We start from the raw sequence: 14,833 nt of genomic DNA, 5'->3' as shown, positions 1-14,833 counted from the left end.
GAGTATTGAGAATAATGAAAAGAGCAATTTTAAGTGTTTCAAATAAAAACGGTATTGTAGAATTTGCAACATCTTTAAAAGAATTAGGTTATGAGCTTTATTCAACAGGTGGAACGAAACGCATTTTAGAAGAGGCACAAGTTGATGTGAAATCTGTGTCTGAATTGACTCAGTTTCCTGAAATTATGGATGGACGCGTTAAAACTTTACATCCAGCAGTGCATGGTGGCATTTTGGCTGACAGAGATAAATCGGAACATTTGGAAGAATTAAAAGCACAACACATTGATTTAATTGATTTAGTAGTTGTTAATTTATATCCATTCCAAAAAACAGTAGACAATCCAGATGTTACAGAAATGGATGCGATTGAAAATATTGATATTGGCGGTCCGACAATGTTAAGAGCGGCTGCTAAGAATTTTAAACATGTGACAACCGTTGTACATCCTGCTGATTATAATGAAGTAATTAATAGAATTAAAAATGACCAATTAGATGAAGCATATCGAAAATCACTTATGATTAAAGTATTTGAACATACCACTCAATACGATAAAGCTATTGTGAATTTCTTTAAAGATAATAAAGAAACTTTACGCTATGGTGAGAACCCACAACAATCTGCTTACTTTGTCAGAACAACTGATGCTAAACATACAATTGCAGGAGCTAAACAATTACATGGTAAACAACTTAGCTTCAATAATATTAAAGATGCTGATGCAGCACTCTCATTAGTTAAAAAATTTGATGAGCCAACTACGATTGCCATCAAACATATGAATCCATGTGGTGTGGGAATTGGAAATTCAATAGAAGAAGCTTTTCAAAATGCTTTTGATGCAGATAATCAATCCATTTTTGGTGGTATTATTGCACTAAATAGACCAGTGACAGCGACGTTAGCTGAAACACTACATTCTATCTTTTTAGAAGTTGTTATCGCACCTCAATTTACGCAAGAGGCTTTAGACATTTTAACGAAAAAGAAAAATATTCGACTTTTAGAAATAGATACAACGATTGATAATAGAGAACAAGAATTTGTATCAGTATCGGGTGGTTATTTAGTACAGGATAAAGACAACTTTGAAGTGAGTCGTGCTGACATGACTGTTGCTACAGAAGTAGAACCAACCGAAGCGCAATGGGAAGCCATGTTATTAGGTTGGAAAGTTGTAGGTGCAGTTAAAAGTAATGCAGTGATTTTAAGTAATGCCAAACAAACAGTGGGTATTGGTGCTGGTCAAATGAATCGTGTAGGTTCAGCCAAAATAGCATTGGAAAGAGCAATTGAAATTAATGATAATGTTGCATTAGTATCAGATGGTTTTTTCCCAATGGATGATACTGTAGAATTAGCTGCAAAAAATGGAATAAAAGCAATTATTCAACCTGGCGGATCAATTAAGGACCAAGATTCTATAGATATGGCAAATAAATATGGCATTACAATGGTAATGACAGGAATGCGACATTTTAAACACTAAAAGCAGGATGTTGAAGGGAGAAAAGTCATGAAAGTACTCGTTATTGGTGCAGGTGGACGTGAACATGTATTAGCCTATAAATTAAGTCAATCATCAATGGTAGACCAAGTTCATGTGATACCTGGCAATGAAGCAATGGTTAATGTGGCACAAATCCATACGAATATTAAAGAAAATGACCACGAAGCTATCTTAGAATTTGTCACTAATCATCAAATTGAATGGGTTGTAATTGGACCTGAACAACCATTGATAGATGGTTTGCCTGATTTGTTAAGAAAACATCAAATTAAAGTGTTTGGCCCTAATCGCGATGCAGCACAAATTGAAGGCTCAAAGGCATTTGCTAAAAGAATAATGGCTAAATATGATATTCCTACTGCACAATATAAGGAAATTGATGACAAGGATGAGGCATTAGTTTTTGTTGAGACATGTGATTTGCCAATAGTTATTAAAAAAGATGGTTTAGCTGCAGGTAAAGGGGTAGTAATTGCTTCAGAAAGAGCTGAAGCTAAAGAAGCAGTTCAACAAATGTTTGATGGAAATTCAGGAACTATTGTGTTTGAAGAATTTTTAGAAGGTGAAGAATTTTCTGTAATGACATTTGTTAATGGTAAGAGAGCTGTTCCATTTGACTGTATCGCTCAAGATCATAAACGTGCTTATGATTACGATAAAGGACCGAATACAGGTGGCATGGGTGCATATTGTCCAGTACCTCATATTAGCAATGATATCATTAATAGAACTAATAATGAGATTGCACAACCGATTGCACATGCAATGGCTGAAGAAGGTCATCACTTCTTTGGGTTATTATATATTGGTGCTATTTTAACAGAAGAAGGGCCGAAAGTAATAGAGTTTAATGCAAGATTTGGTGACCCAGAAGCACAAGTATTATTGACAAGAATGAATAGTGATTTGATGCAACATATTATTGCGCTTGATAATGATGAGCCGATTCACTTTGAATGGAAAGATGAATCAGTGGTTGGTGTTATGTTAGCTTCTAAAGGCTATCCAGGTAATTACGAAAAAGGGCATGAAGTCAGTGGATTTGAACTTGACTCAAATTACTTTGTAAGCGGTTTGAAGAAGGATAATGACCAGTTTGTTAATAGTGGTGGACGAGTCATTTTAGCTATTGGGGAAGGGCAAAATATAAAAGAAGCCCAAGTGAATGCCTATCAAAATGTTAAAAAAATAAAGAGCAATAACTTGTTTTATAGAACAGATATAGGAAATAAAGCATTGAAATAAAATGATACAAGAAAAAGAATGCGTTTACAGTCAACAACTGTTTATATTATTAAATCCTGAGACATTTATTTTGTCCCAGGATTTTTTGATTTATATATGGAATGATTGAAGTATGGATAAAATAATTTATTCTAATCTACCTATTCTGACATCATGGATACCAGTTATTGGCAAGGTAGCTGATAAATAATAAGAAAGTCCGATAATAATTAATAAACATATGATCAATATAATATCTTTGTATGAGAATGGTGCGTGATAATAATACGTTCTTGGACCATCTTTAAAACCTTTAGACTCCATTGCAACAGATAATTGATGTGCACGTCGTATGTTTTGACTTAATAAAGGAATAATTAGATGTTTGAGTCTTTTGAATCCTCTATAATTTGATTTATCTATCATTTGATATCTCATTTTTAAAGAACGACGTAATTGAATTAAAGAACTAATGATTAATGGTATCATTCTAATTGCGGCCATAAAGGCATAGGCAACTTTAGGTTTTACTTTTAAGTGTTGCATTAGACTATAAAATATCATGACCACTTGTGACGTTAATGCTATAAGAATACCAAACATCGACACTGTAATTGTACGAAGAGAAAGGTGAATACCTCTGACGATACTTTCCGTACTAATTTGAATGATGCCAAATTTAAATAAAATATGGTCACCATCACCATATAAAATCATGAATAGTGATGACAATAGAGCAAAGAACGTGGTTGCTAGTATAAAAGCACCAGTAATTTTAAATTGCGTTCCGTTAAACATAAGTAAAAAGATAAACATGAGACAAACGATGTAAATCATAAAGTCAAAATTATGAATAAAAATAATAAAGAAAAATAGTAAAACGCCTAAAACGAGTTTAGTGATAATATTGACGTCATCCATAAAGGTGTGTCTAATTTTCCAATGTTCAAACATGTTGATCACCTTTGATTTCTGTTAAATATTGGTTTTCAATTATCCATTGACGTGTTGGATAGCGTTTAATAATCTCTGGGTCATGTGTAACCATAATGATACTTTGTCCCTTAGATACTCTCTCTTGAAATAGTTTTATTAATTGAAATGTATTGTGGCTATCCAAACCAAATGTTGGTTCATCTAATAGGATGATATCTGCATTTGAACTTAATGCCGTTGCTACACTTAACCTACGTTTTTGACCCATTGATAATTCGTAAGGATGTTGATTTTTAACATTGGTTAAGTCTAGTAAATCTAATAAGTCGAGGGTTTTAGATTCTGCATTAGATGAATCTAAATGGTTAAAATGAATCAATATTTCATCATAAACAGAGTTAGTGATAAATTGAAGTTCTGGATTCTGATACACTAGATACATGTGCTTTGCAGCATCTTTAATTTTACGCAATTCCTGACCTTGAAATGTCATTACGCCTTTATATTTGATTAATTGTAATATGGATTCTAATAATGAGGTTTTACCAGTTCCATTTTGACCAGTTATCGTAATCCACTCTCCTGAATGAATAGCTAATTGATCCACTTTAAACAAATCTTTCTTATTACGAATGATGGCACCATGTTCAAATTTAAATAATGGCTCTATAGACGATGGTGCCATATGTTTAGGTTCAGGTGCATAATGCCATGCATTTGGATGCCATACGCCGTATTCACTTAGTAAATGTTCATAATGCTTTAAAATATGATTTGGCGTATCATCAGCAATGATTTGTCCTTCATAGTTCATTAATAAAACTCTATCAACATGTTGCCAAATATGTTCGACCTTATGTTCGACAATGAGTACTGTTTGATCTTTCCAAAGCTTAATCAAGCGTTGCCATAAATCAGATGTAGCATTAACATCCAACATTGCAGTGGGTTCATCTAAAAATAGTGTATCTGCCTGTTGTAATATTGTTTCGACGATAGCTAATTTTTGTTTCATACCACCACTTAATTGATTGATTTGTGTATTTTCGGTTACATTTAAATTCACTGATGCTAATGCTTGGTTAATGGCTTCATCCATATCTTGTCTTGGTACTTGTCTGTTCTCTAAAACAAAGGCAAGTTCTTCATAAACTTTAGGCATACAAAATTGTGAATCCGGATCTTGAAAGATCACGCCATTATGCTCTTTAATTTGCAATTCATCATACTTCATAGGTAATTCTATTAAATTGGGTACAATGCCACTTAATACATTTAAAAGCGTACTTTTTCCAGAACCAGATGGTCCTAGTAAAAGTACTTTTTCTTTTTCTTTAATTTCTAGATTTAGATTATCAAAAATTTTTCGATGTCCATTTGGATATTTCAAACGTAAATTTGTAACTTTTAACACTTTTAAGTCCCCTTATAATGTATCGTAATCATCTTTAGAAGCGGGTCTGAATACTTTAGTTACACCAGTTTGATCCAATGCTTTAACCAATAAATAAGATAATAAACCAGCAATAATAATACCACTAATCGCACGGAAAACAATGAATAAAATTAAGTTCCATCCAGCAACTTCATTTAAATAACCATAGAAATAGTCGACTGGGAATGATACAAGTGCAGTCACTAGTCCAGCAAGCATAGCTACCATGACTGAACGAGACTGGTATTTGAAAATAGCAAAGACAATCTCACATGCTAAACCTTGTAGAAGGGCATAGATAATCGTAGGTATATCAAATTTACCCATCACAATTGTTTCACCGGCACCTGCAGCAAACTCAGCAAGTAAGGCGATACCTGGCTTAGGAATAATTAAATAACAAACAATCGCTGCCATAAACCATACTCCATAGGTTAATTGCTCAAGGTGTAAACCAGCGACTTGTGCAACATTATAAAATAACCACCATAAGTTATAAATAATGGCAAAAATTACAGAGATAAGTACTGTCACTAATATCTCAGAAAGCTTTAAACCTTTTGACATAAAAACATCCTCCTAAAAAAACGCACAACCATCTCTAGGAAAGTTGTGCGTAAAACATAAGAATATGATTCAACATACGATTATAATCTTTGTTAATTACACTTTCCTACGCTAGTATCTAGCTAGATCAGGTTCAAAGGGTTTGAGGGTTAACCTCATCTCAGTTCAAAACACCCCTAGTGCGTTTATTATTTTTAATTTGTCTTTAATGTATGATTTTTCATGTGGATTGTCAAGTTAATAAAATATTTCATAAAATAATATTTTGATTTTATGCAAAATAATTGGAAGTGAGTAGGAATTTTAGAAAGGGATATGGAATAAAGAATCATAAAAATTAAGTGAAATAGACGTATATTGCTTGTAAACATAAAAAGTACCTAGGATATCAAAAACACCCTAGGCACGTAGTTTTTATAGAAAATTGAATTCTTATTATGATTTAACTAGCAAGTAGATATTAATTTAACGCATCATCAATATCTTTTTTAGTTTGTTCTGTATCATTTGTTTTTTCTTCTTTTTGTTCTTTTAGTTTCTCTTCTGCTTCTTTGGCTTTTTCAGCTGATTTTTTTGCAAATTCTTCATTACTCATAATAAATCCACCCCTAATTGTGTTTTATTGTTTACATACACCTTTTACCCAGTTATGCTAATAATAAACTTTTCTAGGTCTATAGACGTATTTAGTGATTTATTAAAGACAAGAATAAGTTCTTCATATATAATAACTTTTGAGGTGAATAGTATGTCTTTTCTTAAGAAACACACCGAGATCATATTTAGTTATATCATCGGTATCGTTTCACTTTTCACAGGACTCATTATATTAATTAACTTACCGCTTATTAAACAGTTAAATGGAGATAAGAAGGTAAATACACATGTGTATAATATATGGGAATTCCTGAACGCATTTTTCGCTGAAATAATTAAAGTGATGAGTAGATTTATCGGGGGTTTCCCAATTGTAAGTGCCATAATCATTATATTATTTGGTATCTTAGTAATGTTACTAGGTCATACGTTATTTAGAACAATTAAGTATGATTATGATATTTCAATTTTCTTCTTGGTCATAGGGGTAATGTATTTCTTAATTACTCTAGTTCTTATGATGCAAGTGTATGGATTCTTTGGTATCGTATTTATTATTCCGTTCATCATACATATTGGATACATTGTATATAAAGATGAATTGAATAGTGATAATCGAAAAAGTCATTATATGTGGATTATAGTGTCATATGGTATCAGTTATCTTATTACTCAAATTGCATTGCATGGTCGTATTGACGCTAATGAAATTGAATCTATTGATATTTTAAGTGTTAATACATTCTTTATTATTATGTGGTTATTAGGACAAATGTCAATTTGGAACTTCTTGTTCTTAAGACGTGCTCTGCCGCTTACTAAACAAGAATTAGGCGAAGAAGAACCTGAATTATCAAGAACAAGTAAAGGTAATGTCTCAAATCAAACTAAAGTTCACTTAAAACAACTACAAGATAAGACAACAGAATATGCACGTAAAACAAGAAGAAGTGTTGATTTAGAAAGAATTAGAGTTAAAAGGGATAAATTTAAAGAAAAAGTAAAAAATATTGTTGATATTCAAGAAGATGATATTCCAAATTGGATGAGAAAGCCAAAATGGATAAAACCAATGTATGTTGAAATTTTCTGTGGTTTAGTTATATTCTTCTTTACATTCTTAGAATTTAACAACAGAAATGCATTGTTCTTATCTGGAGAATGGGAATTATCACAAACGCAATATGTGATTGAATGGGTAACATTATTATTACTTTTATTCATTATCATTGTTTATATTGCTACAACACTTACTTATTTCTTAAGAGGTAAATTTTACTTCTTACAATTATTTATGGGAAGTATCTTATTCTTTAAATTATTAACTGAATTCATAAATATTATGGTTCACGGTTTATTGTTATCTGTATTTATAACACCAACTTTATTGCTTATGTTACTAGCAATGATTGTTGCTTATTCATTACAGTTAAGAGATAAACCAAAAGAATGATAAAAAGAATATAAAAACAAATTAATCTAAACAAATCACACGTGTTATAGGGTGGGTTACAATTCCTTCTTTAATCGATCGAATTGTAAGCTCACTCTTTTTTGTTAGAAAATAGGACTAAGTAGCATTCTTTGTTAAAATAATAAATGAATCATTCAATTAGTAAATATATATAATGTAAAATGCATTTACGAATCAACATAGCAATGTGACGGTTGAAGAAATTAAACGTATAAAAGAAAGGTTAGTGTAATAAATGAAGATTGCAACTTTAAATAGAGGTAAAGAATCAAAATATCACAATCAATATCCTTTAATTGATGAAGAAGATATTTATGCCCAAGATCATCTTAAAGAAGGTGATTTATTCAAATTAGTTGATGGGAAAGAACAATATGTAGCAACTGCTTATGTAGGTAGACAACACAAAGGTTTAGGTTGGGTATTGAGTTATGATCCATCTGAAGATATTAATACTGCATTTTTTAAACGATTATTTGAAAAAGCTTTAGAAGAACGAGAATATTACTATCATATAGATGGTACGAATGCTTTTAGATTGTTCAATGCTGAAGGTGATGGTGTCGGTGGTTTAACGATCGACAATTATGATGGGCATTTATTAATTCAATGGTATTCAAAAGGTATTTACAAATTTAGATATCATATATTAGAAGCTATCAAAACAGTCTTTAAGTATCAGTCTATCTACGAAAAAATGAGATTTAAAGATACTGAATATACAGGTGGATTTGTTGAGGGAGAACAACAAGCATTTCCAATCGTCATCGAAGAAAACTTCACTTTTTATAATGTGGATTTAGATGATGGCTTAATGACAGGTATTTTCCTTGATCAAAAAGAAGTAAGAAAGAAATTACGTGATCAATTCTCAGAAGGGCGTCATCTTTTAAATGTGTTTAGCTATACAGGGGCTTTTTCAGTAGTATCTGCAAATAAGGCTAAATCAACAACTAGTGTAGATTTAGCTAATCGCTCTAGAGGATTAACCGAAGAGAATTTTGGGCTTAATGCTATTGATCCAAAATCACAATATATTTATGTCATGGATACATTTGATTATTATAATTATGCAAAACGCCACGGACATCAATATGACACTATTGTGATTGATCCACCAAGTTTTGCACGTAATAAAAAGAAAACATTTTCAGTACAAAAAGATTACGACAAATTGATTAATGGTGCTTTAGAAGTATTATCACCAAAAGGTACATTATTATTATGCACAAATTCAAGCGTGTTTTCATTAAAGGCATTTAAAAATGTTATCAAAACAACATTAGATGAAGCTGAAGTGGATTATGAAATCAATGAGGTGATGGGATTACCTAAAGACTTTAAAACACATCCACATTACAAACCTTCAAAGTATTTAAAAGCAATTTTTGTTAATATTGAGCATTAAATAGTTGTAATCTGGGTATAGAGTCTTATTGAAATAAGATTCATGGGAGTGTGAATAAGATGAGCATAAGAAATAAAATGACGAACAGAGTCACAAATACAGTTGGTAATAAAGTATTAAATATTGAAGAAATCAAAGAAAAAAGTAATTTACCTGTGACTCAAAATGAGTTACAACAAAGACGTGCACAAGCAGAGAATCTCGTTAAGAAGAAATCTTTACTATCATCAGGAATGAGTGTAGTACCAATTCCTGGATTAGACTTTGGTGTTGATATAAAATTAATGAGAGATATCATTAGTGATGTCAATAAAATTTATGGACTAGATCATAAACAAGTCAATTCATTAAGTGATGACGTTAGAGAACGAATAATGTCTGCTGCAGCTATTCAAGGTAGTCAGTTTATTGGTAAAAAATTAACTAATGCACTGATGAAAGTAGTGATTAGAGATGTGGCAAAACGTACTGCAGCTAAACAAACTAAATGGTTCCCATTTGTAGGACAAGCAGTTTCAGCATCAATTAGTTATTACTTTATGAAAAGATTAGGTCAAGATCATATCGAAAAATGTGAAAAAGTCATCAAAGAGTTACTTTAAGGGATATAATTTGTTAAAAAATTGTAGAAATATACTGAAACCGGTTTTAAAGAAATTGAATTTAACTATTGGTTTTGGTAAAGTTAAGGTATAAAAATTTATGTTAGATTGTAAGTATATTGAAGATTCTAACTTATAGAAGGAGAAATAAATTATGGAACAAAAATCATATGTAATTATCGACGAAACAGGAATCCACGCTCGCCCAGCTACAATGTTGGTACAAACAGCTTCAAAATTTGATTCAGATATTCAATTAGAATATAACGGTAAAAAAGTAAACTTAAAATCAATCATGGGTGTTATGAGTTTAGGTGTAGGTAAAGATGCTGAAATTACAATTTATGCTGACGGTAGCGATGAGGCAGATGCAATCGAATCTATCAGTGATGTCTTATCAAAAGAAGGTTTAACTAAGTAATATGTCTAAATTAATTAATGGTATTGCTGCATCTGATGGTGTAGCAATCGCTAAAGCTTACTTAATAGTTGAGCCAGATTTATCTTTTGATAGCAGTGAAACAATTACTGATGTCGAAGGTGAAACTAGCAAATTCAATAACGCTATCGAAGCATCTAAAATTGAATTAACTAAAATAAGAAATAATGCAGAAGTTCAATTAGGCGCTGATAAAGCTGCCATTTTTGATGCGCATTTACTTGTTTTAGATGATCCAGAATTAATTCAACCAATTCAAGATAAAATTAAAAATGATCATGTTAATGCAGCTACAGCATTAAATGAGGTTACAACTCAATTCATTACTATATTTGAATCAATGGATAATGAATACATGAAAGAACGTGCTGCAGACATTAGAGACGTATCTAAACGTGTGTTAGCACATATTCTTGGGGTTGAATTACCAAACCCAAGTATGATTGATGAAAGTGTTGTTATTATTGGTAATGACTTAACACCTTCTGATACTGCGCAGTTAAATAAAGAATTCGTTCAAGGGTTTGTTACAAATATTGGCGGTAGAACAAGTCACTCTGCGATTATGAGTCGTTCATTAGAAATCGCAGCAGTAGTTGGTACTAAATCAATCACTAAAGAAGTTAAACAAGGTGATATGATTATTGTTGATGGTTTAACTGGTGATGTTATCATCGATCCTACAGAAGATGAAGTTATCGCTTATCAAAATAAACGTGAACGTTTCTTTGAAGATAAACAAGAATTACAAAAATTACGTGATGCTGATACAGTAACTGTTGATGGTGTTCACGCAGAGTTAGCAGCTAATATTGGTACACCAAACGATTTACCAGGTGTCATTGAAAATGGTGCACAAGGTATTGGCTTATATCGTACTGAGTTCTTATACATGGGTAGAGATCAATTACCTACTGAAGAAGAACAATTTGAAGCATACAAAAAAGTATTAGAAACTATGGATGGTAAACGTGTTGTTGTTCGTACATTGGATATCGGTGGCGACAAAGAATTACCATATTTAGATTTACCAGACGAAATGAATCCATTCTTAGGATACAGAGCGATTCGTCTTTGCTTAGCTCAACCTGATATTTTCAGACCACAATTACGCGCGTTATTACGTGCATCAGTTTATGGTAAATTAAATATCATGTTCCCAATGGTAGCAACTATCAAGGAATTCCGTGATGCTAAAGCAATGTTATTAGAAGAAAAAGAAAATCTTCAAAATGAAGGTTATGAAGTTTCTGAAGATATTGAGTTAGGTATCATGGTTGAAATACCAGCGACAGCAGCATTAGCTGATGTATTTGCTAAAGAAGTAGATTTCTTTAGTATTGGTACAAATGACTTAATCCAATACACATTAGCAGCTGACCGTATGTCTGAACGTGTATCTTACTTATATCAACCATACAACCCTTCAATTTTACGCTTAGTAAAACAAGTCATTGAAGCTTCTCACAAAGAAGGTAAATGGACTGGTATGTGTGGTGAAATGGCAGGAGATGCTACTGCAGTACCATTACTATTAGGTTTAGGTCTAGATGAATTCTCAATGAGTCCAACATCTATTCTTAAAGCTAGAAGACAAATTAATGGTTTAAGTAAAAATGAAATGTCAGAACTAGCGAACCGTGCTATTCATTGTGCAACACAAGAAGAAGTTATGGAATTAGTTAATAACATTTCAAAATAATAATTAAAAAACCAACTAGAGCAATCTAAATTGCTTTAGTTGGTTTTTATTTAATTAGTCTTTTTTTTTCTAATCAATTATTGAATGTCAAAAGCTTGATTAATTTTATCCATATCAACTTGATACATAGGTTCATCGTTCAATAAGATAAATGGCGTCGCAAATGCATCATAATCCATCATTTCTATACGATATTGATTATTTTTTATATTCTTTTCTGTAAAATCCACATGATTTGCTTGAAGATGATTTTTTACAAAGGTACAAGGTGGACAATCATCTTGTGTATAAATCGTAATATGTGACACTTCAGTCTTCCTTTCTATGTGCTAATTTATATTATTCTATCTTATATTTAATTTTATAAAATATCAATGGTGTGAACATTATGTGTCTCTATAAAAATTTTATATCAAAAATTCAAGCAAAAACATTTAGTTCATCTTGATAAGGATTTATAATTTTAAGCATTGTGAAATTACAAAAATATAAATTCAAGGTGATTATATATGGATTCAGTTGAAATGAGTCGTTTGCTTACAGGTATGACCTTAGCCGTTCATATCATATTTGCGACGATTGGTGTAGGTATGCCATTAATGTTTGTTATTGCAGAATTTCTTGGCATACGTAACAATGATGCACATTATATTGCATTAGCGAAACGATGGTCGAAAGGATATACCATTACAGTGGCTGTTGGTGTAGTGACAGGTACTATTATTGGTTTGCAATTATCGCTTGTATGGCCGACATTTATGAAAATGGGTGGACATGTGATTGCATTACCTCTATTTATGGAAACATTTGCATTCTTTTTTGAAGCTATATTTCTTAGTATTTATCTTTATACTTGGGAAAGATTTAAGAATAAATGGATTCATTTTGTTATAGGATTACCTGTAATTATAGGTGGATCATTCTCAGCATTTTTCATTACATCAGTTAACTCGTTTATGAATACGCCAGCTGGTTTTGAAATGAAAAATGGACGTATGGTTAATGTTCAACCATTAGAAGCGATGTTTAATTCATCATTCATCGTAAGATCTTTCCATGTCGTTGCAACCGCTGGAATGACAATGGCATTTATTCTTGCGGCAATTGCTGCATTTAAATTGTTAAAACAGTCGTATTCAGAAGATAAAATATATCATTTGAAAGCCTTAAAAATGACGATGATTGTTGGTTTTATTTCAACATTGTTATCGATGTTAGCAGGAGATATGTCTGCCAAATTTTTACATAAAGTACAACCAGAAAAATTAGCTGCATATGAATGGCATTTTGACACACAATCCCAAGCCAATTTAGTATTTTTTGGTGTTTTAAATGAAAAGACAAATGAAGTATCAGGTGCAATAGAAATCCCAGGAATGTTAAGTTTCTTAGCTGATAATAATTTTAAGACGACAGTTAAAGGACTTAACGATTTTCCTAAAAATGAATTGCCTCCTTTAATTGTTCATTATTTCTTTGACTTAATGGTTTCAATGGGCGTATTCTGTTTTGTGATTTCAGGGATATTTATGTTGATTTTATTAATTAAGAAGTTACGACACTTTATCACGCATAAGGTCGTTTTATATAGCATATTGCTTACTGGACCAGCGTCTATGTTAGCTATCGAATTTGGTTGGTTCTTAACTGAAATGGGACGCCAACCTTGGATTGTAAGAGGATACTTAAGAGTATCTCAGGCAGCGACTCAAGCTGGAGGCATCACATTAGTGACGATTTTATTTGGTTTATTATATCTTGTACTCATCGTGACATCTGCATATGTACTACTCAGAATGTTTAGAAATAAACCTGCTATCAATGATGTCAATCAAGTTCTAAAAGAAAGAGGTGATAACAAATGATATATTCATATATAGGTATTTCAGTTTTATGGATATTTTTATTTTGTTATATCATCGTAGCCTCAATTGATTTTGGTGCTGGATTCTTCGCATTGCATTCTAAGATTACAGGTGAAGAGAAGAAAATTAATCATCTTATTGAAAGATATCTTAGCCCAGTATGGGAAGTCACAAATGTGTTCTTTGTATTTTTCTTTGTTGGATTTATTGGTTTTTTCCCAGATTCTGTTAAGTATTTAGGCACGGTTTTACTTGTACCAGGATCAATTGGTACGATTCTAATCTCAATTAGAAACAGTTTCTATGCTTTTGAAAATTATGGACAAGATACAAAATTGCCATGGATTTTTCTATATGGATTAACAGGTTTACTCATTCCAGCTGCATTAGCAACTGCGTTAACAATTTCAGAAGGTGGCTATATCAAAGAGGTGGGGAACCATGTTGATTTAGACTGGGTTCAACTATTACTAAGTCCATTTGCTTGGTCAGTTGTATTCTTGGCGATTATTTCAGTCCTTTATATATCTTCTGGATTTCTTACATTCTATGCTAATAAAGCAAAGGATGAACCGGCATATCATTTAATGAGACGTTGGCATATATTTTGGGGACCACCAATGATTATTATTTCATTGTTTGTCTTTTTATCTTTAAGAGTACAAAACTCGGATCATTTTAATAATGCTGTTTTTAACTATTGGTGGATGTTTGTGATAAGTTTTATCTTTTTCCTAGTTGCAGGTGCACTAACTATTTTCAAAAGAAATCATGGTTTAGCATTTATAATGGTAATTTTGCAAATGTTATTCGCATTCTTTGGATATGGTATGAGCAAATTACCATATTTATTACATCCATTCGTAAAAATATCAAGTTCCCATGTGAATGATGAAATGGGTCTAGCATTGGTCATCGCATTTATTTTAGGTTTACTTTTATTAGTTCCATCGTTACTATTATTATTGAGACTATTTGTTTTCGATAAAGATTATGTTGAAGGAAAAAAATAATCAACTTAAAGTAGAACAAATCATAATTTCGATTTTGTATTAGCTTTATTTAGTATC

Annotated in this window: 14 protein-coding genes and 1 riboswitch; of the genes, 9 read left to right on the top strand and 5 right to left on the bottom strand. The window is 31.7% G+C overall.

What is annotated here, in order from left to right:
• Positions 1–14: 14 nt before the first annotated feature.
• Both purH and purD read left to right on the top strand, forming a co-directional pair.
• Positions 15–1,493, top strand: coding sequence for a bifunctional phosphoribosylaminoimidazolecarboxamide formyltransferase/IMP cyclohydrolase (gene purH / locus P7F85_RS08790; RefSeq protein ID WP_015365198.1), 1,479 nt, complete (start codon positions 15–17; stop codon positions 1,491–1,493).
• Positions 1,494–1,520: 27 nt separating this feature from the next.
• The gene (gene purD, locus P7F85_RS08785) at positions 1,521–2,759 is read left to right on the top strand and encodes a phosphoribosylamine--glycine ligase (protein WP_015365197.1); all 1,239 of its coding nucleotides are present in this window, start codon (positions 1,521–1,523) and stop codon (positions 2,757–2,759) included.
• Between the two features lie 126 nt (positions 2,760–2,885).
• On the opposite strand, the gene P7F85_RS08780 is transcribed toward purD, so the two are convergent.
• From P7F85_RS08780 to graF, 4 genes are all read right to left on the bottom strand, one after another.
• Positions 2,886–3,692, bottom strand: coding sequence for an energy-coupling factor transporter transmembrane component T family protein (locus P7F85_RS08780; protein ID WP_015365196.1), 807 nt, complete (start codon positions 3,690–3,692; stop codon positions 2,886–2,888).
• Positions 3,685–5,088, bottom strand: a complete 1,404-nt coding sequence (locus tag P7F85_RS08775) for an ABC transporter ATP-binding protein (protein WP_031463943.1) — start codon at positions 5,086–5,088, stop codon at positions 3,685–3,687. The genes P7F85_RS08780 and P7F85_RS08775 overlap by 8 nt, the downstream gene beginning before the upstream one ends.
• Before the next feature lie 12 nt (positions 5,089–5,100).
• Positions 5,101–5,676, bottom strand: coding sequence for an ECF transporter S component (locus tag P7F85_RS08770; RefSeq protein WP_002467293.1), 576 nt, complete (start codon positions 5,674–5,676; stop codon positions 5,101–5,103).
• Between the two features lie 86 nt (positions 5,677–5,762).
• A riboswitch (TPP riboswitch) is annotated at positions 5,763–5,864 on the bottom strand.
• Positions 5,865–6,136: 272 nt separating this feature from the next.
• Positions 6,137–6,271 (bottom strand): glycopeptide resistance-associated protein GraF, encoded by a 135-nt coding sequence (gene graF / locus P7F85_RS08765; RefSeq protein WP_002450705.1) that lies wholly within the window; start codon positions 6,269–6,271, stop codon positions 6,137–6,139.
• Between the two features lie 153 nt (positions 6,272–6,424).
• On the opposite strand from graF, the gene auxA reads away from it, so the two are divergent.
• The 5 genes from auxA (at position 6,425) to ptsP (ending at position 11,898) form a co-directional block, all read left to right on the top strand.
• Positions 6,425–7,726, top strand: a complete 1,302-nt coding sequence (gene auxA / locus P7F85_RS08760) for a lipoteichoic acid stability factor AuxA (RefSeq protein WP_015365195.1) — start codon at positions 6,425–6,427, stop codon at positions 7,724–7,726.
• 256 nt (positions 7,727–7,982) lie between these two features.
• The gene (locus tag P7F85_RS08755; protein ID WP_002465587.1) at positions 7,983–9,155 is read left to right on the top strand and encodes a class I SAM-dependent rRNA methyltransferase; all 1,173 of its coding nucleotides are present in this window, start codon (positions 7,983–7,985) and stop codon (positions 9,153–9,155) included.
• A gap of 59 nt (positions 9,156–9,214) precedes the next feature.
• Positions 9,215–9,757, top strand: coding sequence for a DUF697 domain-containing protein (locus tag P7F85_RS08750; RefSeq protein WP_002465585.1), 543 nt, complete (start codon positions 9,215–9,217; stop codon positions 9,755–9,757).
• A 154-nt stretch (positions 9,758–9,911) separates the two neighbouring features.
• Complete coding sequence (locus P7F85_RS08745) at positions 9,912–10,178, top strand: phosphocarrier protein HPr (RefSeq protein WP_002450701.1); 267 nt, start codon at positions 9,912–9,914, stop codon at positions 10,176–10,178.
• Position 10,179: 1 nt separating this feature from the next.
• Positions 10,180–11,898 (top strand): phosphoenolpyruvate--protein phosphotransferase, encoded by a 1,719-nt coding sequence (gene ptsP, locus P7F85_RS08740; RefSeq protein WP_002465592.1) that lies wholly within the window; start codon positions 10,180–10,182, stop codon positions 11,896–11,898.
• Between the two features lie 77 nt (positions 11,899–11,975).
• On the opposite strand, the gene P7F85_RS08735 is transcribed toward ptsP, so the two are convergent.
• Positions 11,976–12,206: a glutaredoxin family protein gene (locus P7F85_RS08735; RefSeq protein WP_002465589.1), complete on the bottom strand. Its 231-nt coding sequence runs from the start codon at positions 12,204–12,206 to the stop codon at positions 11,976–11,978.
• Positions 12,207–12,407: 201 nt separating this feature from the next.
• Here P7F85_RS08735 and P7F85_RS08730 point away from each other — a divergent pair, with 201 nt between their 5' ends.
• Both P7F85_RS08730 and P7F85_RS08725 read left to right on the top strand, forming a co-directional pair.
• On the top strand, positions 12,408–13,763 hold the full coding sequence (locus P7F85_RS08730; protein ID WP_002465593.1) for a cytochrome ubiquinol oxidase subunit I: 1,356 nt from the start codon (positions 12,408–12,410) through the stop codon (positions 13,761–13,763).
• Entirely contained in the window at positions 13,760–14,776 is a 1,017-nt protein-coding gene (locus tag P7F85_RS08725) for a cytochrome d ubiquinol oxidase subunit II (protein ID WP_002465591.1), read from the top strand. Before P7F85_RS08730 ends, P7F85_RS08725 begins: the two co-directional genes overlap by 4 nt.
• Positions 14,777–14,833: the final 57 nt, after the last annotated feature.

The organism is Staphylococcus sp. aM (assembly GCF_052975125.1).
The sequence above is the reverse complement of the archived record's forward strand: the minus strand, read 5'-3'. Positions and strand labels throughout refer to the sequence as shown.